General features: G+C 55.3%; 21 protein-coding genes. 16 read left to right on the top strand and 5 right to left on the bottom strand.

Annotation, left to right across the window (positions count from 1 at the left end; all coding sequences use genetic code 11):
* The first annotated feature begins 18 nt into the window (after positions 1 to 18).
* From Q0955_RS16060 to Q0955_RS16010, 11 genes are all read left to right on the top strand, one after another.
* Positions 19 to 1,248 carry an ABC transporter substrate-binding protein gene (locus Q0955_RS16060; protein WP_299426162.1) on the top strand — a complete coding sequence of 410 codons (1,230 nt, stop codon included), beginning with the start codon at positions 19 to 21 and terminating at the stop codon, positions 1,246 to 1,248.
* 215 nt (positions 1,249 to 1,463) lie between these two features.
* Positions 1,464 to 2,294, top strand: coding sequence for a sugar ABC transporter permease (locus Q0955_RS16055; protein ID WP_299426417.1), 831 nt, complete (start codon positions 1,464 to 1,466; stop codon positions 2,292 to 2,294).
* Positions 2,287 to 3,228 (top strand): carbohydrate ABC transporter permease, encoded by a 942-nt coding sequence (locus Q0955_RS16050; protein ID WP_299426159.1) that lies wholly within the window; start codon positions 2,287 to 2,289, stop codon positions 3,226 to 3,228. The genes Q0955_RS16055 and Q0955_RS16050 overlap by 8 nt, the downstream gene beginning before the upstream one ends.
* A 2-nt stretch (positions 3,229 to 3,230) precedes the next feature.
* Positions 3,231 to 4,313 carry a sn-glycerol-3-phosphate ABC transporter ATP-binding protein UgpC gene (gene ugpC / locus Q0955_RS16045; RefSeq protein WP_299426156.1) on the top strand — a complete coding sequence of 361 codons (1,083 nt, stop codon included), beginning with the start codon at positions 3,231 to 3,233 and terminating at the stop codon, positions 4,311 to 4,313.
* A gap of 21 nt (positions 4,314 to 4,334) precedes the next feature.
* On the top strand, positions 4,335 to 5,081 hold the full coding sequence (locus Q0955_RS16040; RefSeq protein ID WP_299426154.1) for a sugar phosphate isomerase/epimerase: 747 nt from the start codon (positions 4,335 to 4,337) through the stop codon (positions 5,079 to 5,081).
* 2 nt (positions 5,082 to 5,083) lie between these two features.
* Positions 5,084 to 6,214 carry a Gfo/Idh/MocA family oxidoreductase gene (locus tag Q0955_RS16035; protein ID WP_299426151.1) on the top strand — a complete coding sequence of 377 codons (1,131 nt, stop codon included), beginning with the start codon at positions 5,084 to 5,086 and terminating at the stop codon, positions 6,212 to 6,214.
* Positions 6,214 to 7,269: a sugar phosphate isomerase/epimerase gene (locus tag Q0955_RS16030; RefSeq protein ID WP_299426148.1), complete on the top strand. Its 1,056-nt coding sequence runs from the start codon at positions 6,214 to 6,216 to the stop codon at positions 7,267 to 7,269. The genes Q0955_RS16035 and Q0955_RS16030 overlap by 1 nt, the downstream gene beginning before the upstream one ends.
* Positions 7,270 to 7,277: 8 nt before the next feature.
* Positions 7,278 to 8,393 (top strand): Gfo/Idh/MocA family oxidoreductase, encoded by a 1,116-nt coding sequence (locus Q0955_RS16025; RefSeq protein WP_299426145.1) that lies wholly within the window; start codon positions 7,278 to 7,280, stop codon positions 8,391 to 8,393.
* A gap of 111 nt (positions 8,394 to 8,504) precedes the next feature.
* On the top strand, positions 8,505 to 9,623 hold the full coding sequence (locus Q0955_RS16020; RefSeq protein ID WP_299426142.1) for a porin: 1,119 nt from the start codon (positions 8,505 to 8,507) through the stop codon (positions 9,621 to 9,623).
* A 208-nt stretch (positions 9,624 to 9,831) separates the two neighbouring features.
* Positions 9,832 to 11,064, top strand: a complete 1,233-nt coding sequence (locus tag Q0955_RS16015; RefSeq protein WP_299426139.1) for an NAD-dependent epimerase/dehydratase family protein — start codon at positions 9,832 to 9,834, stop codon at positions 11,062 to 11,064.
* Between the two features lie 75 nt (positions 11,065 to 11,139).
* Complete coding sequence (locus Q0955_RS16010) at positions 11,140 to 13,014, top strand: glycosyltransferase (protein WP_299426136.1); 1,875 nt, start codon at positions 11,140 to 11,142, stop codon at positions 13,012 to 13,014.
* Here Q0955_RS16010 and Q0955_RS16005 read toward each other — a convergent pair.
* Genes Q0955_RS16005 through Q0955_RS15995 form a run of 3 tightly spaced genes read right to left on the bottom strand, consistent with a single transcriptional unit; the run spans position 12,953 to position 15,376 of the window.
* A complete protein-coding gene (locus tag Q0955_RS16005; protein ID WP_299426133.1) occupies positions 12,953 to 13,795 on the bottom strand; it encodes an AraC family transcriptional regulator in 843 nt (280 codons plus the stop codon). The two genes, Q0955_RS16010 and Q0955_RS16005, sit on opposite strands and share 62 nt — an antisense overlap.
* Positions 13,796 to 13,801: 6 nt before the next feature.
* A complete protein-coding gene (locus Q0955_RS16000) occupies positions 13,802 to 14,122 on the bottom strand; it encodes a 2Fe-2S iron-sulfur cluster-binding protein (protein ID WP_299426130.1) in 321 nt (106 codons plus the stop codon).
* 12 nt (positions 14,123 to 14,134) lie between these two features.
* A complete protein-coding gene (locus Q0955_RS15995; RefSeq protein WP_299426127.1) occupies positions 14,135 to 15,376 on the bottom strand; it encodes a cytochrome P450 in 1,242 nt (413 codons plus the stop codon).
* 276 nt (positions 15,377 to 15,652) lie between these two features.
* On the opposite strand from Q0955_RS15995, the gene Q0955_RS15990 reads away from it, so the two are divergent.
* The 4 genes from Q0955_RS15990 (at position 15,653) to Q0955_RS15975 (ending at position 19,620) form a co-directional block, all read left to right on the top strand.
* A complete protein-coding gene (locus Q0955_RS15990) occupies positions 15,653 to 16,723 on the top strand; it encodes an extracellular solute-binding protein (RefSeq protein ID WP_299426124.1) in 1,071 nt (356 codons plus the stop codon).
* Between the two features lie 77 nt (positions 16,724 to 16,800).
* Positions 16,801 to 17,901 carry an ABC transporter ATP-binding protein gene (locus tag Q0955_RS15985; RefSeq protein WP_299426121.1) on the top strand — a complete coding sequence of 367 codons (1,101 nt, stop codon included), beginning with the start codon at positions 16,801 to 16,803 and terminating at the stop codon, positions 17,899 to 17,901.
* A complete protein-coding gene (locus Q0955_RS15980) occupies positions 17,901 to 18,758 on the top strand; it encodes an ABC transporter permease (protein ID WP_299426119.1) in 858 nt (285 codons plus the stop codon). Before Q0955_RS15985 ends, Q0955_RS15980 begins: the two co-directional genes overlap by 1 nt.
* A 10-nt stretch (positions 18,759 to 18,768) precedes the next feature.
* Positions 18,769 to 19,620, top strand: coding sequence for an ABC transporter permease (locus Q0955_RS15975; protein ID WP_299426116.1), 852 nt, complete (start codon positions 18,769 to 18,771; stop codon positions 19,618 to 19,620).
* On the opposite strand, the gene Q0955_RS15970 is transcribed toward Q0955_RS15975, so the two are convergent.
* A complete protein-coding gene (locus Q0955_RS15970; RefSeq protein ID WP_299426414.1) occupies positions 19,617 to 20,645 on the bottom strand; it encodes an AbrB family transcriptional regulator in 1,029 nt (342 codons plus the stop codon). The two genes, Q0955_RS15975 and Q0955_RS15970, sit on opposite strands and share 4 nt — an antisense overlap.
* Before the next feature lie 59 nt (positions 20,646 to 20,704).
* On the opposite strand from Q0955_RS15970, the gene Q0955_RS15965 reads away from it, so the two are divergent.
* Entirely contained in the window at positions 20,705 to 21,409 is a 705-nt protein-coding gene (locus Q0955_RS15965; protein WP_366140694.1) for a GntR family transcriptional regulator, read from the top strand.
* 96 nt (positions 21,410 to 21,505) lie between these two features.
* On the opposite strand, the gene Q0955_RS15960 is transcribed toward Q0955_RS15965, so the two are convergent.
* Positions 21,506 to 22,651: an alpha-D-ribose 1-methylphosphonate 5-triphosphate diphosphatase gene (locus tag Q0955_RS15960; RefSeq protein ID WP_299426111.1), complete on the bottom strand. Its 1,146-nt coding sequence runs from the start codon at positions 22,649 to 22,651 to the stop codon at positions 21,506 to 21,508.
* Positions 22,652 to 22,680 lie beyond the last annotated feature (29 nt).

Here is a 22,680-nt window from a genome sequence, read left to right as displayed (position 1 = left end):
CGACATTGGGAGGATATGATGAACTTATACAAAGCAACCACGGCCGCGATTGCATTTTGTGCGGCCGGCGCCGTGTCCGCAGCAGACCTTGAAGTCACTCACTGGTGGACATCAGGCGGAGAAGCCGCTGCGGTCGCAGAGTTTGCCAAAGCCTTTGATGCGACTGGCAACAATTGGGTAGACGGCGCCATTGCCGGTTCTGGTGGGACCGCCCGCCCAATCATTGTCAGCCGGATCATCGGCGGCGATCCAATGCATGCAACACAACTGAACCACGGCCGCCAGGCGGAAGAGCTTATCGAAGCTGGCTTGATGCTTGATTTGACCGACGTCGCGACCGCCGAAGGTTGGGCTGACACGGTCAATCCGACTTCCCTGCTCGACAGCTGCACAGTTGACGGCAAAATCTATTGCGCACCGGTCAACATCCACTCCTGGCAATGGATTTGGCTCAGTCATCAAGCCTACGCTGACGCTGGCGTCGACGTGCCGTCCAATTGGGATGAGTTTGTTGCTTCTGCCCCTGCGCTTGAAGCCGCTGGCAAAATCCCACTCGCGATGGGCCAGCAAGCCTGGCAGTCTTCCGGTGCCTTTGGCGTGATTAATGTGGCGGTGGGTGGCCCTGACCTATGGAACAAAATCAACGTCAACAAAGACGCCGATGCTGCGGCAGGCCCGGAAATGGCCAAGGTGTTTGAAGCTGCCGCAGCGGCACGGGCCATGGCCGCGAACTCAAAAGTTCAAGACTGGAACCAAGCCACCAACCTCGTGATCACTGGTCAAGCTGGCGGCCAGGTTATGGGGGACTGGGCACAGGGGGAATTCCAGGTGGCCGGTCAAGTTGCGGGTCAGGATTACACCTGTCTGCCAGGTCTGGGTGTGAACGAAATCATTTCCACCGGTGGCGACGCGTTCTACTTCCCGAAACAAGACGATCCTGAAATCGAAGCGGCGCAGAAGGAGCTGGCCAAACTGCTCCTGAGCCCAGAAGTACAGGTGAACTTCAACCTGAAAAAAGGCTCGTTGCCCGTGCGCGGCGACATCGACCTCACAGCTGCAAATGACTGCATGAAGAAAGGTCTGGAGATCTTGGCTTCCGGCAACATTCTGCAATCTGGCGACCAGGTTCTGTCGGCAGACACTTCTACTCAGATCGAAGACCTGATGGTCGAGTTTTGGAACGACCCGTCCTACTCAGCGGCAGATGCTCAAGCAAAATATGCCGAGATCATCGCAGACGCGGACTAATCCAAAGTACGGAGCCCGCCCCTAGGGCAGGCTCCGTATTCCTGCTGACCCTTTTCCCCATATCGGACCTGATGGAGGTCAAACTCAGACCCATCAGGCTGGAGACCCAAGCCATGGCTGTGACAGACGGCGCAGATGTGGAGTCGCCTCGGACGACCACCAAGCGGCCCAACCGCCTTTTCAAAAACATGACGGCGAAACTTGCCGCTATACCGATGATTTTTACCGCGCTTGTGGTGTTCATCGGCTGTACCGTCTGGACGATCTACCATTCGTTCACCAAATCCAAACTGCTGCCCGCGCCTGACAAATGGGTAGGACTGGACCAATATGAGCGTCTTTGGAGCACACGCCGCTGGCTTGTCTCAATTGAGAACCTCGCGATTTATGGCATTTGTTCATTGGTACTGAGCCTTTTGATCGGCTTTGTTTTGGCCGCACTTCTGGATCGAAAAATCCGCGGCGAAGGGGTGTTCCGCACCATATTCCTTTACCCCTTCGCGCTCAGCTTTGTTGTAACCGGTCTCGTCTGGCAGTGGATTCTGAACCCTCAATTCGGCATTCAAGGCGTGGTACAGCGTTGGGGCTGGGAAAGCTTCACTTTTGACCCGCTGAACAACCCCAGCATCGTAATCTACGGCATTCTGATCGCAGGTATCTGGCAAGGCTCAGGCTTTATCATGGTGATCCTGCTGGCAGGCTTGCGCGGCATCGACGAAGACATCTGGAAAGCCTCACGCGTTGAAGGCATTCCAGTGTGGAAGACCTACATCTTCATTGTCGTTCCAATGATGCGTCCGATTTTTGTAACGGCTCTGGTTCTGATCGCTGCAGGCATCATCAAGGTCTACGACCTAGTGGTGGCACAAACCTCGGGTGGTCCCGGCATCGCGTCCGAAGTGCCCGCCAAATATGTCATTGAAAAAATGTTCCAGGCTCAGAACCTTGGCCAAGGCTTCGCGGCCTCCACCATGATGCTACTTTCGGTCCTCGTGGTGCTTATCCCATGGGCCTATCTCGAATTTGGAGGCAAAGGCCGTGACTGATACCCCCGTCGCCCTTAGCGCAGCTCCGCGCGGGACCAAACCCCGCAAGCGCCTCACCCCAACAAACATTATGCTTTATGGCACGCTTTTTGTGGCCGCACTCTACTACCTGTTACCACTCTACGTAATGATGGTGACGTCGCTCAAAGGCATGCCGGAAATCCGCTTTGGGAACGTCTTTGCTCCTCCGGTGGAAATCACATTTGAGCCGTGGGTCAAAGCTTGGGCCGAGGCCTGCACCGGTATAAACTGTGATGGCCTGTCCCGTGGCTTCTGGAATTCGGTTCAAATCCTTGTTCCCTCTGTAGTGATCTCCATCGCCATTGCATCGGTAAATGGCTACGCCTTGTCACTGTGGAAGTTCAAGGGCTCCGAAGTTTTCTTCACCATCCTGATTTTTGGTGCATTTATTCCCTATCAGGTGATGATTTATCCCATAGTGATCCTCCTGCGTGAAGCCGGCGAAGGACTTTCGCTCATAACCGGCACCAAGATACGCCTAATGGGCAGCATCTGGGGATTGGTGATCGTACACACAATCTTCGGCATGCCGATCCTGACCCTACTGTTCCGCAACTACTTCGCCTCGGTACCAGAAGAGCTCTTCAAAGCGGCACGGGTTGATGGCGCTGGCTTCTGGCAGATCTATTTTCAGATCATGTTGCCAATGGCCCTGCCAATCTTTGTTGTGGCGATCATCCTGCAAGTCACCGGCATCTGGAACGACTTTCTCTTTGGTGTGATCTTCACCAAGCCGGACACCTATCCAATGACGGTGCAGCTCAACAACATCGTGAACTCAGTGCAGGGCGTCAAAGAATACAACGTCAACATGGCCGCAACCATGCTCACCGGCCTTGTCCCTCTCATCATCTACTTTGCCTCCGGCAAACTCTTCGTGCGCGGCATTGCAGCCGGTGCAGTAAAGGGCTGACTATGACCAACATAAACGTAAAAGACCTCACTCTAGAGTTTGGCGCCGTGCGCGTTTTGGACAAACTCAACATCGACATCCAAGAGGGCGAGTTTCTTGTACTTCTTGGGGCTTCTGGCTGTGGCAAATCCACTTTGCTCAACTGCATCGCTGGACTGCTGGACATCACGGATGGTGAAATTCACATCGGCGGCCGCAATGTAACTTGGGAAGAACCGTCTGAGCGTGGCATTGGCATGGTGTTCCAATCCTACGCGCTGTACCCGCAGATGTCGGTAGAAGGGAACCTGTCGTTTGGTTTGAAAAACGCCAAAGTTCCAAAACCGGAAATCGCAAAGCGCGTGGCACGTGCCGCTGAAATCCTGCAGATCGAACCATTACTAAAGCGCAAGCCAGCCGCTCTCTCCGGCGGACAACGCCAACGGGTTGCAATTGGTCGAGCTCTGGTACGCGACGTGGACGTGTTCCTGTTTGATGAGCCGCTGTCCAACCTGGATGCCAAACTGCGAGCGGACTTGCGGGTGGAACTCAAACTCCTGCACCAGAAGCTCGACAACACGATGATCTACGTGACGCACGATCAGGTCGAGGCCATGACCCTCGCCGATCGCATTGCCATCATGCGCGGCGGTGTGGTGCAACAGATCGCGAGCCCATCAGAAGTCTACAACCGTCCGTCCAACAAATATGTGGCGGGATTCATTGGGTCTCCCACGATCAACTTTTTTGAGGGCTCCATTACCGATGGCGGCGGAGAATTCCTATCCGCAGACATGCACTTCCCTCTCACGGGATATGACGCCTCGCAGGGCGCGCTGACGGCGCGTCCGGCTTGGCTCGGCATCCGCCCAGAGTCCGTCATCACCGGAACAGACGTAGATCACCAACCCTTCACCGCTGAAATCACTGTGGAATTGGTAGAGCCGATGGGCTCTGACACACTGATTTACACCACGCTCGCCGGAATCCCATTCCGCTTCCGCATGAGTGGCAAAGCCAGTGTGGCTGCAGGCGACGCACTCAAAATCGGCTTTGATCCCGCTCAGGGATCCCTCTTTGACAAATCAACTGAAAACCGTCTTTGACGCTCATTTCTGGAGACTTTCATGAGCTTTTCATTCCAACTGTACTCCTCGCGCAATGTCGCGAGCCAAGAAGCGTTTCTGTCGAACTTGGCCGAACTCGGCTACACCAGCGTGGAAGGTTATGGTGGCGTTTACGGCGATCCCGACTCCTTCGCTGAGGCCATGTCTGCGAATGGCTTGACCATGCCAAGTGGTCACTTTGGCATCGACGACCTGCGCGACAACTTTGACGGCGCTATGATGCTTGCGGATACCCTTGGCATCAAACACATCATCGTACCTTACCTCGTGGCCGAAGCACGCCCAGCCGACAAAGCCGGCTGGCAAGCGTTTGGCAAAGAGCTGTCCGAGATCGGCGCAAAAGTGCGCGCAGCTGGCAAGACATTCTCCTGGCACAACCACGACTTTGAATTTGAAGCGTTGGAGGGCGGCAGCTACCCAATGGATATTATCCTGGAAAACGCGCCGGACATCGGCTGGGAAGCCGACCTTGGCTGGGTAGCCCGAGCAGGCTTGGACCCAGCGCCGATTGTCGCAAAACACGCAGACCGCCTTGTCGCAGTGCATGTCAAAGACATCGCCAAGGAAGGAGAAGGCCTCGATGAAGACGGTTGGTCCGACATTGGGGAAGGCGTGATGGATTGGCCCGGATTGATCCGCCAAATCCGCGACCAGGCCCCCAATGCCATTCTGGTTGCAGAACAAGACAATCCGAGCGACGCAGTACGTTTTGCATCTGTCTCTATGGCCAACCTGAAGGACATTTGATCATGGGAACCGCAGTGAAAGTTGGCATCATTGGATGCGGCAACATCTCCACCACCTACATGCGTATGGGACAGTTTTTCAAAAACTACAAAGTTGTCGCCTGCGCCGACTTGAATCCAGAAGCCGCCGAGGCACGGGCTGCCGAGTTTGGCTTGCGTGCCTTGAGCATTGAAGAACTCTTGGCCGATCCGGAGATTGAAATTGTGGTCAACCTGACCATCCCGGCAGCGCATTTTGAGGTATCGAGTGAAATCCTGAAAGCCGGCAAGCACGTTTATTCGGAAAAACCCTTTGTGCTGACTGCAGAAGAAGGCGCCACGCTTTCTGAACTGGCCGCCGCTCGCAACCTACGCATCGGCTCCGCCCCCGACACTTTCATGGGCGGGAGCCACCAGAAAGCGCGCGAGATTTTGGACAACGGCGAAATTGGCCAAGTGACCTCGGGCACCATCCACGTAATGAGCGGTGGCATGGAGCATTGGCATCCAAATCCGGATTTCTTTTTCCTACCTGGAGCGGGTCCAATTTTCGACTTGGCCCCCTACTACGTGACCAACCTTGTGCAGTTGCTCGGCCCCGTTGAAAGTGTGACAGCCGTGAGCAGCAGCCCACGTAGCCACCGCACGATTGCCTGTGGTCCACGCAATGGCGAACAAATTCCAGTAGAAACGCCGACAACCGTGCATTCGATACTGAAGTTCGCAAGTGGGGCGATTATCAGTTACGGCACCAGCTGGGATGTAAAATCCCATGAGCACAACAACATGGAAATCTATGGCCTCGATGGCACGCTCTATGTGCCGGACCCCAACTTCTTCGGTGGCCAACTACGGCTTGTCCGAAGCGACGACGATGAAGCGCTGATTTCCACCGGCCACCCATTCTCCAAACCCAATGATGGCGACAATGCCAATTACCGCGGCGCGGGCCTGGCAGATATGGCCGCCGCCATCCGCGATGGACGTCAACATCGCTGCAACAACGAGTTGGCCCTCCATGTGGTCGAGGTCATGGGCGCGATCTTACATGCAGGCGACAGCGGACAAACAGTCGCAATCCAAAGCACCTGCGAGCGCCCAGCGCCCTTTGGCGCGGACGATGCCTTTGTAATCATGGAGCTGGAGGAGACCTGATGCCCACAAATCTCAAAGGGCCTGGCCTGTTCCTCGCGCAATTTGCCTCTGACGAAGCGCCGTTCAACTCGTTGGAAACCATTGCGGATTGGGCGTCTGGTCTGGGCTACAAAGGGCTGCAAATCCCTTCTGGTGACACACGGCTCTTTGATCTCGACAAAGCCGCCTCTTCACAAACTTATTGTGACGAAATGACTGGACTATTGGCAGATCGCGGGATGGAAGTCACCGAACTCTCCACCCATATTCAAGGACAATTGCTTGCGGTGCATCCTGCGTACGACAAGCAGTTTGACGGCTTTGCGCCCGCAGGAGTGCACAGCAATCGCAAAGCGCGACAAGAGTGGGCGCAAGACCAACTACTTAAAGCGGCGAAGGCCTCCCAGAACTTGGGGCTTAAAGCGTCGGTCAGTTTCTCCGGGTCTCTGGCCTTTCCCTATCTTTATCCTTGGCCGCAACGGCCGGCAGGGTTGATTGAGGAAGCGTTTGACGAACTTGCAAAGCGTTGGTTGCCGATCATGAACGCCTATGACGAGGCTGGAGTGGACATCGCCTTTGAATTGCATCCCGGCGAAGACCTTTTTGACGGCGCAACCTTTGAAATGCTGCTTGATCGTCTCAACGGCCATAAGCGCTGCACCATCAACTACGACCCCAGTCACTTCTTGCTGCAACAGCTCGACTACCTGGCGTTCATCGACATTTATCACGAACGCATCACCGCCTATCACGTGAAAGATGCCGAGTTCCGCCCCGATGGCCGTCAGGGTGTTTATTCTGGCTATCAGCCATGGCTTCAGCGCGCAGGGCGCTTCCGTTCGCTAGGCGATGGTCAGGTCGACTTTGGCGCGATTTTCTCAAAACTAGCGCAATACGGCTATGACAGCTGGGCTGTTCTGGAATGGGAATGCTGCCTGAAGGATGCCGCCACAGGCGCCGCAGAAGGCGCACCCTTCATAACGGATCACATCATCAACGTGACCGAAAAGGCGTTTGACGATTTCGCTGACAGCGGATTGAGCCGAGTTGACACCCGTGCGCTGCTTGGTTTGTAGGAGGCCAAATGCAAAAATTAAAACTTGGCATGGTTGGCGGCGGCGAAGGCGCCTTTATTGGCGCCGTGCACCGCATGGCCGCACGATTGGACGGACATTGGGATTTGGTTGCTGGCTGCCTGTCCTCAACACCCGAGAAGGCCCAACGCAGCGCGGTCGCGTTGGGACTTGACCGCAGTTATAGCGCTTTTGAAGAGATGGCTGCCGCCGAAAGCGCACGCAAAGACGGTATCGACGCGGTGTCCATTGTCACCCCCAACCATATGCACCTGCCAATCGCACGCGCCTTTTTGGCGGCGGGAGTCCACGTCATTTGTGACAAACCACTCACCACCGACCTGGCGCAGGCCGAGGCCTTTGCACAGGAATGCTACGGGTACGGCGCACGATTTTTCCTGACCCACAACTACAGTGCGTCACCACTAATCCGACAAGCCAAAGCGATGGTCGCCAACTGTGATTTGGGCGACATTCGCTTGGTACATGCAGAATACTTGCAAGACTGGCTCTCCCACACTGCCGATCCCGATAACGCACAAGCGGCCTGGCGCACCGACCCGGAGCGCACTGGCGGCGCAGGCGCAATTGGCGATATCGGGACGCACGCCTATCACCTGGCGACCTTTGTGCTTGGCGAAGAGGCCAGTCATCTTGCCGCCGACCTCAGCAGCTTTGTCGATGGGCGGCAAGTCGACGACAACGCTAATATCATGCTCCGTTTCACGTCTGGTGCACGTGGATCCATTTTTGCCAGCCAGGTGGCAACTGGCTCGGAGAACGGGCTAAAACTACGCATTCACGGCACCAAGGGGGGATTGTTCTGGGAGCAGGAAAACCCCAATCAGTTGATCTTCACACTCATTGGCGGTGTCGAACAACGCATTACACGTGCAGGTGTCGGCGCAAATGACGCAGCGAACGCGGTGTCACGTACGCCGGGAGGTCACCCGGAAGGCTATTTGGAAGCCTTTGGCACGCTCTACAGAGACATCGCCCGCGAATTGTCAGGCGAGCATGATGCGGCCCAAGATATTCCAGGACTTTCGGACGGTCTCGCGGGCATGCGCTTCATTCACGCCTGCCAACAATCGTCAAAAAACAACGCAGCCTGGCAGGCACTTTAGCACCAAGACTTCAGTATTCTGTTGCTGGGCCAACGCGCTCGTGCCAGTTGGTCCAGCAAACACTTGAAACGCCCCCCGCAATCCCTTCTGATACTTTCAGGAGGGCGGCCCGTGCAAAAAACCACTACAGCTCTTGGACTAGCAGTTCTGCTCAGCAGCGCCATACCGGCAGTGTCACAACAGAGTGACGCGCCTCCGCAAGGCGTCACGTTCTATGGCCAAATCAACCGCGGCGTCCTGAGCTATGACGACGGCCCAACCGACAATACCTATTGGTTTGTCGACAACTCAAAGTCCGTTTCCAGGGTCGGTGCCACTTATGACACACCTCTCAGCGACGGCTGGCGGTTGCACGCGCGCGGTGAGATTGCGCTAAAATGGAAAGAAACCAATGTCGTCAACCGCAACGACCCGCACGACGACAACTACGAGTTTGACCGCACGCAACTTCGCAAACTCGAGATTGGCTTCGTGCACGACACCTATGGCCGGTTCACTATCGGACAGGGCGCCATGTCTGCGGACGGCATCACGGGGTTGGACCTGTCACTTACAACCGTAGTTGCAGGGACCCCGGTGCAAGATGCCGCCGGAGGGCAATTGCTGGCTCCGCTTGGCGCGATCACTCCCGACAACAAACGGATCAAACAGGCCTTTCGCTCCATGGGCAGTTCCCGTCGGTTTCGACTGAGATACGACGCACCAATCACCAACGGCTGGCGCTTTATCGCTGCCGCTGGACAGGAAGTGCTCTCTTACAACGACGACCAACTCTATGCAGATACGTCTCTGCGCTACGATGGCGATCACGGTGACTTTCGTGTCCGTGCGGGTGGCGCATTGCGATGGATAGAAGAGCGTCCAAACGTTTTCATCGCCTCCGGCTCTATCCTGCACCGCCCCAGTGGCTGGAACGTCACCATGGCCACGGGGCACGAGAGCAGTGGCGCAGATTATTACTATGGCAAACTAGGCTACATCGGCCGCTGGTTTGACTTGGGGCAAACGGCCATCTCTGTCGACATTTATGACGGCGACGACATCTATCAAAACCGCTCATCTCCCGTGTCCTTCAGTTCCAGCCGCTCTTACGGCATAGCGGTTGTGCAAAAAGTAAAATCGCCCAAGATCGATCTTTATGCGCTGCTTCGCAGATACGAATATACTGACTCAACAGACCAGTATGAAGACAGCCTCGCATTTCTCGCTGGCGTCCGCTGGTCGTTTTAGCCAACATCCTATCCGCTGTGCTAAGACACTACTTGAAGCGTCGTGCTACTTTGGCACATCTGCTGAAATCCCTGTCTCAAATTCTTAAGTGAAATCTATTCACATATCCCATCTTTGGTTCAAGAGATGAAGCGGGAACTTCGAAAGAACCAAAAAGGGAAACGCGAAATCTCTCCAACACCGAAACAGAATTTTGGAGGGAACTACCATGGAAAAGAACATTATTGTCATCGGCGGCGACGGTTTCTGCGGCTGGCCCACATCGCTTCACCTGTCGCGCAGTGGCTACAATGTGACCATCGTGGACAACCTGTCCCGCCGTCGCATTGACGAAGACCTTGGAGCGCAAAGCTTGACACCAATCGCATCCGTCGAAGATCGCCTGACAGCCTGGGAAGAGGTATCCGGCAACGCCATCCGCTTCGAAAACATCGACGCAGCCCAGCAGTTTGACGCCCTGCACTCTCTGCTAGATGAATTGAAGCCCGAGGCAGTTGTGCACTTTGGCGAACAACGTGCCGCCCCCTACTCCATGCGCGGATTGACCGAGAAACGCTACACTGTGGACAACAACATAAACGCCACCCACAACCTGCTTGCCGCAATTGCCGCGCTGGGGTTGGACACACATGTTGTGCACCTCGGAACCATGGGGGTTTACGGCTACGATGGCGACGGCTTGGAAATCCCGGAAGGCTACCAAAAAGTCATGGTCGCAGGCGATGACAATGTCATTTACCAGCGAGAGATCCTCTACCCAACCAACCCGGGCAGCGTCTACCACATGACCAAATCCATGGACCAACTGCTCTTCCAGTTCTACGCAAAGAACGACCAGATCCGAGTGACCGACCTACACCAAGGCATTGTTTGGGGCACGCAAACCCCCGAGACCAAACTAGACGAGCGCCTTATCAACCGGTTTGACTACGATGGTGACTACGGCACGGTTTTGAACCGCTTCCTGGTTCAGGCGGCTGTCGGCCACCCTCTGACGGTGCACGGCACCGGCGGTCAAACCCGCGCGTTCATCCACCTTCGCGACACTGTGCGCTGCATTCGCTTGGCGATTGAAAACCCGCCCGCAAAAGGCGACCGCGTTGTGATCCGTAACCAGATGACAGAAACCCATCGCGTGCGCGATCTGGCCCGCTTGGTGGCTTCCATCAGCGATGCGCAAGTGGCGATGGTCGAGAACCCTCGCAAGGAGGCGGCTGAAAACGACCTTCGAGTCAGCAACGCAAGCTTCATCGCGCTGGGACTTGAGCCCACAACTCTAGAAGAAGGGCTGCTGGAAGAAACCGTCGAGATTGCAGAGCGCTATGCCGATCGCTTTGACAGCACTACCGTCGCAGCGGCCTCGATTTGGACCAAAGACCAGCACGCCGGTGTTGTGACAGAGGCGGCCTTGCTTGCCGGTCAAGCCCAACCCGCCGCATAAACACTTCCCAAACGCCATGCCGGTCCGATACAATAATCGGGCCGGACTTTTTTTGTCCATTTTTCAGGAGACACGGTGAGCAATCCACCCAAAGCCTCCCAAAACGAATACTGGTCGGTAGACAGCCAGCCCGCAAAACTGTCAGGCCGCGTACCGCTTTGGAAGGCACCAGCAGTTTTGGCAACTTTCACTGTGCTCGGCGCCCTATCGCTGATCGTCTTGCAAAACGACGCACTGCTCGGAAGCTTTTTTACGGCCAATGACTGGGTCTTTGCGCCAGTGCCCGGGCAGCACTTCATCGCCATTCGCCACTTTCTTCTGGTGTTCTTTGTGAGCTTTGGGGTGTTCGCCAATGGCTCTGCCATTGTACGCCTGAAATTCATTGCCGATCTGGTCGTTTCGTTTCTGGCAATTTGTCTCGCCATCGATCTGTTTTCTGTCTTTCTGTGGCAAGCCTTCGATGTCCCGATTTCTCTGCGCAATCTACAAATCACGACAGGTCTGATCGGCTTCGCAATCTTCTCCGCCCGCCTCTACACTTGGGGCGAAATGCCAGCACCAGTGCATATGGCTGTCACTCCGGCCCATCCCCTGCGCTCCTTTGGGCGATTTTGGATACTCGTGGTCCTCGCAGGTGTTTTGTCTTGGTGGGTCAATCAGTTGGATTTACAAACAGTCTCCTGGCTCAGAGGTCGCGCTTTGCTAGGCGGTCTTGGCCCCGGCGTTTTTCTGTTCCTGCCATCGCTTTTTTTCATGATGTTTTTGCTCGCGATCTGGGACCGCCGGAAAGAAAAATACGCAAAAAATTTCGCGCCAGACGTCACAATTGTCATTCCGGCCCACAACGAAGAATACATTATCGCGGCCACGCTGCAGGCCATTGACAAGGCCGCCGAAAACTACTCGGGCCATGTCATGGTTTACGTTGTGAACAACAACTCAATCGACGACACCTTCGACGTTGCCAACGCCACATTTGACAGCTTTAAGCACGCCCAAGGCCGGGTCATCAACGAGCCACGCCCCGGCAAAGCACATGCCCTCAACACTGGCTTTGCCGCTGTGACAACCGATTTGGTCATCCGGATCGATGCAGACACACAAATTGACAAAGACTCTTTGCGACTGGCCCTACGGCACTTCACCGATCCGCACTTAGGATGCTTGGGCGGCGTGCCAAACACCCGAGGTCGCTCCTTTTTTGAGCGCGCTCGATTAGCCGAAGTGCTGATCAATCACGGGTACTATGCCATCGCCAACACATCGATTGACGGTCAAGTCGCCATCCCAGGCATGTTTGCTGTGTATCACACCGATCTAGTGCGTAAACTCGGCGGGTTTGCCTTTGGTCTCAACGGAGAAGATAGTGACATGTCCATGCGTATTGGTGAGCTTGGCTACCGTGTCCAGGTAGACCAGCACGTACGCTACGAGTCAGAAGTGCCGGCGACCTACGCGCACATGCGGGAGCAGCGCATGCGATGGTTCCGATCTGCGTTTCACATCACGTCCCGCTGCCGCGAGGCAACCGAGTTTCGCAATCCCTCTCTGCGTGGCTGGCTTGTCTTGCCCATCATGTTGCTCAATACAGCCGTGCGCACCATGGGCATCCCTTTGGTGATCTTTGGTCTGATTGAACTACTGGAGCCCTTCGACACCGGCCCACGACCACTCTGGACGGCCGTTGCCGCCGTGATCCTCGGCGCGCCTACTTTGGTGGCACTAGGCGCTGTACTTATCAACAAAACGCCCCGCGCCATTCTCTGCCTCCCCGAATACACGGTCTTCCGAATGATGCGCGCCTACTTCACACTTGAAAGCATGCTTTCGATCAAACTGAGCGGTCGTCAAAAAAGGCCCGCGGTCCACCTGCCACCGCTGAACCCAATCACCCTTCCTTCCGAAACTGAGCTCGAAATGCGCGAGGAGCGCGCCCCTGCAATCGCTTAAAGTCCCGACTAAAATGGAATGGATCCAGGTAACCGCATTGAAGCGCAACCTGGGCGATCGACAAGGCCGTTGTACGCAGTAGGTAGCACGCCAAGACGATCCGTTCCTTTCGCAACCATCCTATGGGACTGTTTCCTGTTTCGGCCTTAAACCGCCGAAACAACTGAGACTGACTTAGTCCGGAAATGTCGGCCAGTTCGGCAATGTCCCAAGGGCGATGCAATTCGGCCCGAACCCTTTGAGTGACGCGCCGAACTGCTGTCGTTTGATTAACAGGTTGCTCCCGCCCGCGCACCAAGAACGCTTTCTCCAGCACTCTTGGTACAAGAGAATTCAGAAGAGCGGCTTTGCCCCCGTCAGACCTCGACAACCGCGCAAACACGGACTCAAAAACCGGCACCAGATCACCACAACCGCTCGCCACCGGCACCTCATCAAAGCCCAACAGATGATGCAAGGCGTGCAATCCATGCCCTGAAATGGCCATCCAGTGATAGCCCCAATCGGTCTCATAACCTGCGCCATGCGCATACGAAAGTGCCGTATCAATCCAAGCGAGGTCTCCGGGACGTGCCTCAAATTGCGCCTTTCCCACTTCGATGCGCCCAGTTCCTTGAAGCGTTAGGATCAGGACATGTTCGTGATAATTCTGCCGCACCATTCCGTGGTCGGCCTGGACAAGCGTCCGGCCTGCAGCAGGCACATCGTATGGCCACAGGTTAAGATCAACGGGTGTCTCATTGAAAACTATCGCAGAGGCGTCAAATGCATGTGGGAGCATGCGCCTTCACACCTGCGACGCCGGAACTCTGATTGTGATGCCATGCATGTCCTCAGTGACAACAACCTGACAGCTCAAACGGCTGGTGGGCTGCGGATCAATCACAAATTCAAGCATGTCGACCTCGTCAGCTTCCGGCGCGGCCACTCTACCAAACCAGTCCTGCGAAAGCACGCAATGGCAGGTGCCGCAAGCACAGGCCCCACCGCATTCCGCCGCAATGGCATCCACTCCGGCGTTCACCGCAGCTTGCATCACAGACATTCCAGGTGACGCATCCGTTTCAACTTGCGTCCCATCCGCTTGCACAAACGTAAGTTTGATCATTTTTTCCTGCCCTTATGCCCGTTGCCAACGTATACGCAGCGCTTTGGGCCCGCGCACAGAAAGGCCGCGTTTGTATTCCGGCGTTGCTTCGGCGAGCTCGACGCTGGAGAAACGCGCGTTGATTGTCGAGAAGATTACGTCCATGTCCAGACGTGCGAGATGGTTGCCCAGACAAAAATGCCCTCCTCCGCCAAAGGCCATGTGTCGGTTTGGCGCCCGTCCAACATCAAAACTATCCGGGTGTTGGAAACGAACCGGGTCACGGTTCGCTGCGCCGTAAAGCAACCCAAATCGTGTTCCCGCGGGGAACATCATGCCGCCAACTTCCGTATCTTCAGTGGCAAACCGGTGAAAGTACGGCAGGGGCGATTCAAATCGAAACATCTCCTGCACGGCCGTTTTTATTAGTGCGGGATCGTCCCGCAACCGCTGATGCTGGTCTGGAAACCGCAAGAGGGAATGCAAGCCACTCCCTAGCACGTCAATGGTTGATCCATGGCCGGCCATTAAAATCAACATGGCTGTGGAGATCAGTTCGTCTTGGCTCAACTGCCCCGCGTCGCGGTGCGCAATCAGGCGACTTAACAAGTCGTCCTGCGGCGCGGTCTCACGAATTGCTAACAGGTCTAGCAGGTACTCGTAGAACTCCTTTGTTGCGACCTCGGCCCGAGCTTTGTCCGCATTTCCCCGCCCTGGGTCAAAGTATCGAACAACCTCCTCGGACCAATGTCGTAGTTTTGGCGCGTCTTCGTCCGGGACACCCAGTACCCGACCAATAATGTGGCCAGGCACGTGGGCTGCAAAATCGCTGACAAAATCAATGTCGTCTTGTTCGGACAGCTCATCAAGCAGCCCATCAACAAAAGTTTGAATCGCGTCCCGCTGTCGCGCAATCATCGCCGGCGTGAACTCGCGAAACACCACTTTGCGCAATCGGTCGTGTGTCGCCCCCTCACTTTCCAGCAAGTTAACCTGCACGTAATGCTCATGGAACGGCATGTCGTGGAAATTGATCGCGCGTTGTTGCGCCTTGCGATCTTCTGCGCTGATATAGTCATCGTTGTTGCGCAGCATGGTCTTGTTGAGTGCCACAGCCTCAACATCTGCAATTTTTGTTAGCATCCACGTATTGGCGTCTTCCCAATAGTATGGTGTTTCCAATGCACGCATGGCCGCATAAGTGGCATAGGGGTTCACAGCAAATGCTGCGCTATGAGGTGCCAAGTCTATCTCGGCAGCTGGATCTGTTGTCATATTTTCCTCGCGCATATCGAAGCTGGACAATACTTTTACTAAGCGCAATGTAAATGTCAAAATCAGCCATAAACATAGACAAAAGTCGCAGCTTGCGCAAACTTATCAGTACGGTTTTCCAACTTGCAACACAGCTCAACACCGCCGCGACACAACCCCAAATTGCGGTTTTTAAAACTTTCGTAACGCGACACGAAAATATTTGACCAAATGATACATTCCCCCCATGGTAGCGGCACCAAACACCAAAAGAAAAATCCCAGGGGGATATGTTCCATGAAAAATCAATCATTTAAGCTGTCCGCGACCATCGCCGTTGCCGCCACACTTGGCGCCGGTGCTGCGTCCGCCGACACTCTGCGTCTTTTGACTTGGGGCGGCTACGCACCAGAAGAAGTTGTTGCCAAATTTGAAGCAGAGACCGGCCACACCGTTGAAGTGACCAAGTCCAACAACGAAGAGATGATCGCTAAGCTGCGCGCCACCGGCGGCGGTGGTTTTGACCTGGCACAACCAAGCCAAGACCGCATCGCAGGCCCGCAAGCCGAATTTGGCATCTATAAGCCAATTGACCTGTCCAAAATCGACGCGTCCCTCTTTATCCCCTCCATGCTGGAAGCCACACAGGGCAACACCACTGTTGGCAGCGATGTTTATGGCGTGCCGCATGTTTGGGGCACATCTGGTCTCGTGGTCGACACTGCCAAAGCCTCCATGGTTCAGGACTACACCGACCTCTGCGCTTCCGACGTTGCCGGCAAAGTATCCTACCGCCTGAAGCGGCCGACTCTGATTGGGTTCGCGTTCTCCATGGGGCTGGATCCGTTTGCCGCATACGGTGACGAAGCGGCCTACGCTGACATCATGTCTCAGGTCGAAGCCAAGCTGATCGAATGTAAAGCTGGCGTAAAAACCTACTGGGGTGGCGGCGACGAACTGATGGGTCTGATGCGCTCCGGCGAAGTTGTGGCCTCCATGGCTTGGGACACCGGTGGATGGAAGCTGAACGCTGATAATGCGGACATCACCTTTGTGGCGCCTGCTGCTGGTGCTTTGGGTTGGGTAGATACCTTTGTTCTGCCAGCCAAAGGCAAAGCAGATGACGCGGCCTACGCATGGATTAACTTTGTGATGCAGCCAGAAGTGGCCGCAATGATCACCGCAGCCGCAGGCAACTTCACCGCATCCAAAGGTGCTGATGAATTCGCTTCTGCGGATCTGAAAGCACGCTACCAGGGGTCTTTCCCAGCCGAAGCCATCGACAACATCAAGTGGTACCCGCCAGTACCAGCTGGTCTTGAAGCCATCGAAGGTGGCGTTCTGGACCGCGTAAAAGCCGCAAAATAAGCCAGCGCTTTTCAACTACCAAAAATCAGCGTGTGTCCTCGCGGGCGCACGCTTTTACGACTTTAAAGGACCTCCCAATGACGCCCGATCTGCAGTGCACCAACCTCACCAAAAAATTTGGCGAGACAACAGCGGTGGACAATGTTTCCTTCTCTGTCCCGGCGGGGTCATTTTTCTCGATCCTCGGCCCTTCTGGCTGTGGTAAAACCACCATCATGCGCATGATTGCAGGTTTCCTGGAGCCGAGCAGTGGCGACATCCAGATCAAAGGCAATTCGGTCCTAAACGTGCCGCCCAACAAGCGCCACGTGAACATGGTGTTCCAGCACCTCGCTCTCTTCCCAATGATGAACATTGCCGACAACATCGGCTACGGCCTGCGCCGCGCAGGCATGCACAAGAAAGACATTGGCTTCAAAGTCGACGAGGCGCTGGAGCGCATTGGCTTACCCGGCATCGGCCACCGTCGCGTTGATGAGCTTTCTGGCGGTCAAAAACAGCGCGTGGCTATTGCCCGCTGTATGGTGCTTGAGCCTGACGTCCTTTTGCTCGATGAACCACTTGGCGCACTTGACCTAAAACTGCGCGAGCACATGAAGGTGGAGCTGAAGACCCTTCAGGCCGCCTTTGACACCACCTTTGTTTATATCACCCACGACCAATCAGAGGCGTTGGTGATGTCTGACAATATAGCAGTGATGAACGCCGGACGCTTTGAGCAGGTAGGCAGCGCACAAGACCTGTACTACCGCCCCGACACCGCTTTCGTTGCGGGATTTGTGGGAGACAGCAATCGCTGGTCTGGCAAAGTCGTAAAACAAGACGGAAACAACACCCTAGTACAAACCACAAGCGGCTTGACGCTTCGCGGCGCGACGCAAGGTCGATCATTGTCTCAGGGAGACACAGTTGACGCCTTTGTGCGGCCCGAAGCCATTCGCATCGCCCACAATGCCGAAGATCTTGCCAGCTTTGACAACCAAATCTCCGGCACGGTCACCTCTATTCTGTTCAACGGCGCCGCTTCACGCGTGATGGTCCGCGATACGGAAGGTCACGAAGAAGTGGCCGTGAACCTGCCGCAATCTGGTGAATTTGCAAATCTCACCAAAGGTGCGCCGGTGCACATCGGTTGGGCCAGCGATCAAGCCAATTGCTTCTCTGCAGGAGCGTCCTGATGCACCGCGAAGCCAAACTTGGACTCATCCTTTTGCTGACGCCATTTCTTCTCTGGCTCAGCCTGCTGATTGTGATCCCTCACATCGACCTCTTACTGGTCTCCCTGCGTGAGCGTGTCGGCGTCGGCCAATATGAAATCAGCCTCGGAAACTACTTCACCTTCTTCACCGAGCCACTCTACATGGTGACTTTCTTGCGCACCGCAGTGATGTCGATATTTGCGACCATACTGACCCTCTTGATCGGGTTTCCGGTCGCTTACTACATTGCAAAAATGGCCAAGGGTCGCGCGCAATCCGCACTTTTTTTGCTGTGTCTTGTGCCGTTTTGGGTCTCCGAACTGGTCCGAACCTTTGGCTGGATGATCCTACTGCGTGAAACCGGTATCATTTCCAACTTGCTGCAATCTGTCGGCCTCGCCAGTGGCCCTGTTGAAATGCTCTACAACGATGCCGCAATTATGGTGGGGTTGGTCTATACCTCCATGCTGTTTATGGTTGTACCACTGATCACAACGCTTGAAAGCCTTTCAGACGAAGTGGTCGAAGCAGGCTATGATCTCGGCGGCAACGGCTTCAGCGTTTTGCGCGAAATCATCATTCCCCACGCGATGCCAGGCATCGTCTCGGGCTCCATTGTTGTGTTCATGCTCTGCCTCGGCAACTACCTGACCCCCACTATGTTGGGCGGCAAAGAAAGCCTGTGGTTCACCGAGTTGATCTATTCTCAGTTCATCGTACGATTCAATTGGGAGCTCGGTGCGGCCTTTGGGTTCCTTCTGTTGATCCTGTCTTCCGTGATTGTCTGGGGCATGTTGCGCCTCACAGGCCAATCGCTTGAAAAGACCATGGGTTAAGGAGAGCAACATGATCCCTTCGATCCCACAATCCCGCTTTGTCACCACCGCCTACACAGCTTACGTGGTGCTGTTTTTCATCTTTCTTGCACTGCCATTAATCGTTGTCGCGGCCTTTGCCTTCAACGACAGTCAGTTCCCTTCCCTGCCTTGGGAAGGGTTCACCTGGAATTGGTTTTTTGGCTCCGAACGCCCGATGATTGGCGCTTTCCATGAACGTTCAATCCTGCGCGCTATTGGCACGTCAGTGTTTGTTGCTTTCTGCGTTTCAGCGCTTTCAATGGTGGTTGGCCTCTCCAATGCCTTCTTGTTCAACCGCTACAAGTTCCGCGGCCAAAGCATTCTCTACGTCTTTATGCTGCTGCCCTTGGTCATCCCTGGCATCGTGCTTGGCATCTCCATTCTCGTCGCCTCCAGCCGCTTGGCAAATGGCCTATGGGATGGCTTCCAATGGGACGTAGAAGCCCTGCGACCCGGACTGTGGTTGGTGATCCTTGGTCAATTCTCCTTCATCACGACAATCGCAACCTTGGTGATTGGCGCGCGCCTGCAGAAGTTTGACAAGACTTTGGAAGAGGCCGCGCTGAACCTTGGCGCAGGTCGGCTCACCGCGATCCGAACCGTCACCCTTCCCTACCTCGCTCCTGCGATGATCGGCGCGTTTGTGGTGGCTTTCTTGATGAGCTTTGAGAATTTCAACACCACGCTGATGCTGGTCGGCTCTGATGCCCCTTTGACCATTGCAATGTTTGATCGCCTCAAAGAGGGCTCTACCCCGCTCTTGAACGCAGTCAGCCTGCTCTTGATGCTTGGCTCATCTCTGTTGGCCCTCGTCATGATCGCCTTTCAGAAGAAGGGCTAACCAGAGGCCTTAGGCTTTAACAGGCGCGCCGCGATCGGCGCGCCTAAAATTACCAAGACTATCCGCGTCAGGTGGTGCGCAATGACAAACCCGAGATCAGCGCCAACCACAATTGCCAAAACCGTCATTTCCGCCTGCCCGCCTGGAGCAAAGGCCAGAAATGCCTCCATTGCAGGCGCGAGACCAAGCCGCCTGACGATTTCGGCAAAACATGCCGCCAATACCGCCAGAACAACCATAAATGCCAACCCAGACAGCACCACACTGCGCAGTTCGCGCATGGTGACACCGACATAGTGAACGCCGATCACCACCCCGATAAAGAACTGCGCGACCCAAATCGCTTCCTGTGGCGGGCGCGAGTGTAACACGCCTCCCATAGTCAATGCCGCCGACACAATCATTGGCCCCAATATTGACGCACCAAACAGCCCAATACGTTCGCCGCCCTTCCAGCCAACAAAGGCTGCGGCAACCATAATTGCCATCTCATGCACAGGTAGTTCCGACGCAGGTTGTCCCATTGGATTGGACAGGCTCACATCATAGACCGAAATCAACGTGATCGGTGCCACCGACACAATCACCAGTACCCGCGTGGCATGGATCAACGACAGCACCCGTGCGTTGCCCCCGGCTTCTTGGCCAAACAAAATCATGTCCTGCAATCCGCCAGGCATTGCCGCGTAGTAAGACGTCACCGGGTCAAATTTGCAGATCTTGTGAAAGAACGGCACGCCAATCAGTGCAATCAAGAAAATATAGATCGGCATCAGCGCAATCGAACCCGCCATACTGGGCAATTGAGCCGCCACTTCTGGTGTAATCGAAGTCCCCACGGCCACCCCAAGAATGGTTCTGGCCGCGGCCGTGATCTCACCAAAGCCCGCAAACTTGCCACCACTGAGCGCCGCAATGAGGCAGGCCAACATTGGTCCAAACAAAAAGGGCAGCGGCAGGCCCACCGCAACAAACACAAAAGCCCCAAGCGCCGCCACTGCAAAAGTGAAGGCCCGAAGTCGCAAAATAGACACGGGTGATTCCAATCTCGATTGACTGACTGCATCCAAGTGTATACATCTGGATGCAAAGCTTCAACACGTGGCTGTTCCGGATGAGTGACGAACCTACCTCCCCAGAAAATCTACAAGGCAATGCCGCATACAGAGCGCTTTTGACAGAAATCCAAAGCGGCGCAATTTCGCCAGGTGACCGCCTTCGTGAAACAGATATCGCTGCCCGGTTAGGGGTCAGCCGCACCCCTGTAAGGGAGGCCATTCGACAATTGGAGGCCGACGGACTCGTCATGCATCTCCCGCGAGTTGGCGCGACTGTGCGCAAACTGGACTACTCCGAAGTGATGGAACTTTATGAGATGCGCAGCGTTCTGGAATGCACTGCCGCGCGCATGGCAGCACGTGCGGCATCAGATGTGGAAATTGCAGAGCTTGCTGTGATCTGTGAAGAGCTTGCCAAAGTGGGGAAAGGCACTGAAGCTTCTCGCCTCAACCGACAATTCCACCGAGCACTACTGGAAGCCGCCAAAAACCGCTTCCTGATCAAATCCATGTTGGCGCTCCAAAAAGCCATGTTGATACTGGGGCGCACCACACTTGCCGACGAAGAGCGCTATGAAAGCGCAATCGCCGAACACTCTGCAATCCTAACCGCTCTATCCACACGAGATGGCGACGCTGCCGAAACGGCCATGCGCGCCCATATCACTGCAGGTCAAAGGGCGCGCATCCGCGCGTTGCGTGCAGAGTTGGACAACAAGTCCTTGCTCTAAAGCTGCGTGTGCCTCTTGAGCACTTCGGAGAGTAAAATCTCCTTGCTCTCATCAAAAACCGAGGCAAATTCTCTGGCGATTTAAGCGTGGCAAAGCCTAAGCCGCCCTAATACCTTTGTGCCATACCGCACGTAAAGCAGGCACACCTTCCGTCAAACGGAAACGGATCAAATCTGCCTGCAGGCCAATTTCCAAGCGTCCGCGATCCTCAAGGTTAGTGTATTTTGCAGGGGCAGCGGTCACAGCGTGCATTCCCTTGGCCAAATTACCCCACTGGCGCCCCAGCATCACGGCCCCCAACAAGAGAGACGAGGGTACATAGTCCGACGAAATGATATCCAGCAAGCCATGTTGGGCCAGCTCCATCGCAGCGACATTCCCCGAATGACTACCGCCGCGCACGAGATTGGGCCCGCCCATGATATTTGCAATGCCATGGCGATGGTTCGCTTCGGCCGCCGCAACCGTGGTCGGAAACTCAGCCAAGTGAATGCCATAGGCCGCCGACGTCGCAACTTGCTCTACTGTTGTGTCATCATGGCTTGCCAGAACCGCGCCAAAACGCTTGGCGGCCACAACGGTTGCCTTTTCATGCGCTGTACCAAACTGTGCGTGGAGCCCACATAGGAATTGGACGTAGTCATCAAATCCGTCCGCATCCATGGCATATTTGCCCCGCACATAGGCTTCAAACTTAGATACATCGGTGAACTGACGCTGGCCCGGCGTGTGATCCATCAGGCTGACGATGCCGACACGATCGTCCGGGCCAAACTCGGCCAGCTCTTCCACCAATGTCTCAGAACAAGTTTCAGCTCTCAAATGAATATGATGGCTGATCCGTAATCCACCGCTGTCCCGCATAGACAGAATTTCATCCGCCACCGAGCGCGCATATTTGCCATAATTGCGCCGTTCACCCGAGAGGATCGATCCAACCCGCAACGCGTCAAACACGGTTGTGATGCCGACACTCGCCAGTTCCGCATCATGCGCCACAATCGCTGCTTGATGAGGCCAGTCCACCTTCGGACGCGGCTTCATATGCCGCTCCAGATTATCGGTGTGCAGTTCAATTAGTCCCGGCGACACAAAATCGCCTTCACAGTCTTCCGCACCAGCGAGGACAGACTTGCCCTGCGCCATATCCACAATTTTTCCGTCTCGCACCACGATCGAACCAGTCACGGTTTCCTCAGGCAAAACGAGGGTGGCATTTGCAAGTATCATCTCTTGTGTCATGTGGGTGTCACGCATTGTTGGCATTCGCT

Origin of the sequence: uncultured Shimia sp., from assembly GCF_947493595.1 — a bacterium.
Taxonomy (GTDB): Bacteria; Pseudomonadota; Alphaproteobacteria; order Rhodobacterales; family Rhodobacteraceae; genus Shimia.
Note: the sequence above shows the minus strand (reverse complement) of the source record. Positions and strands in the feature narration are given on the sequence as shown.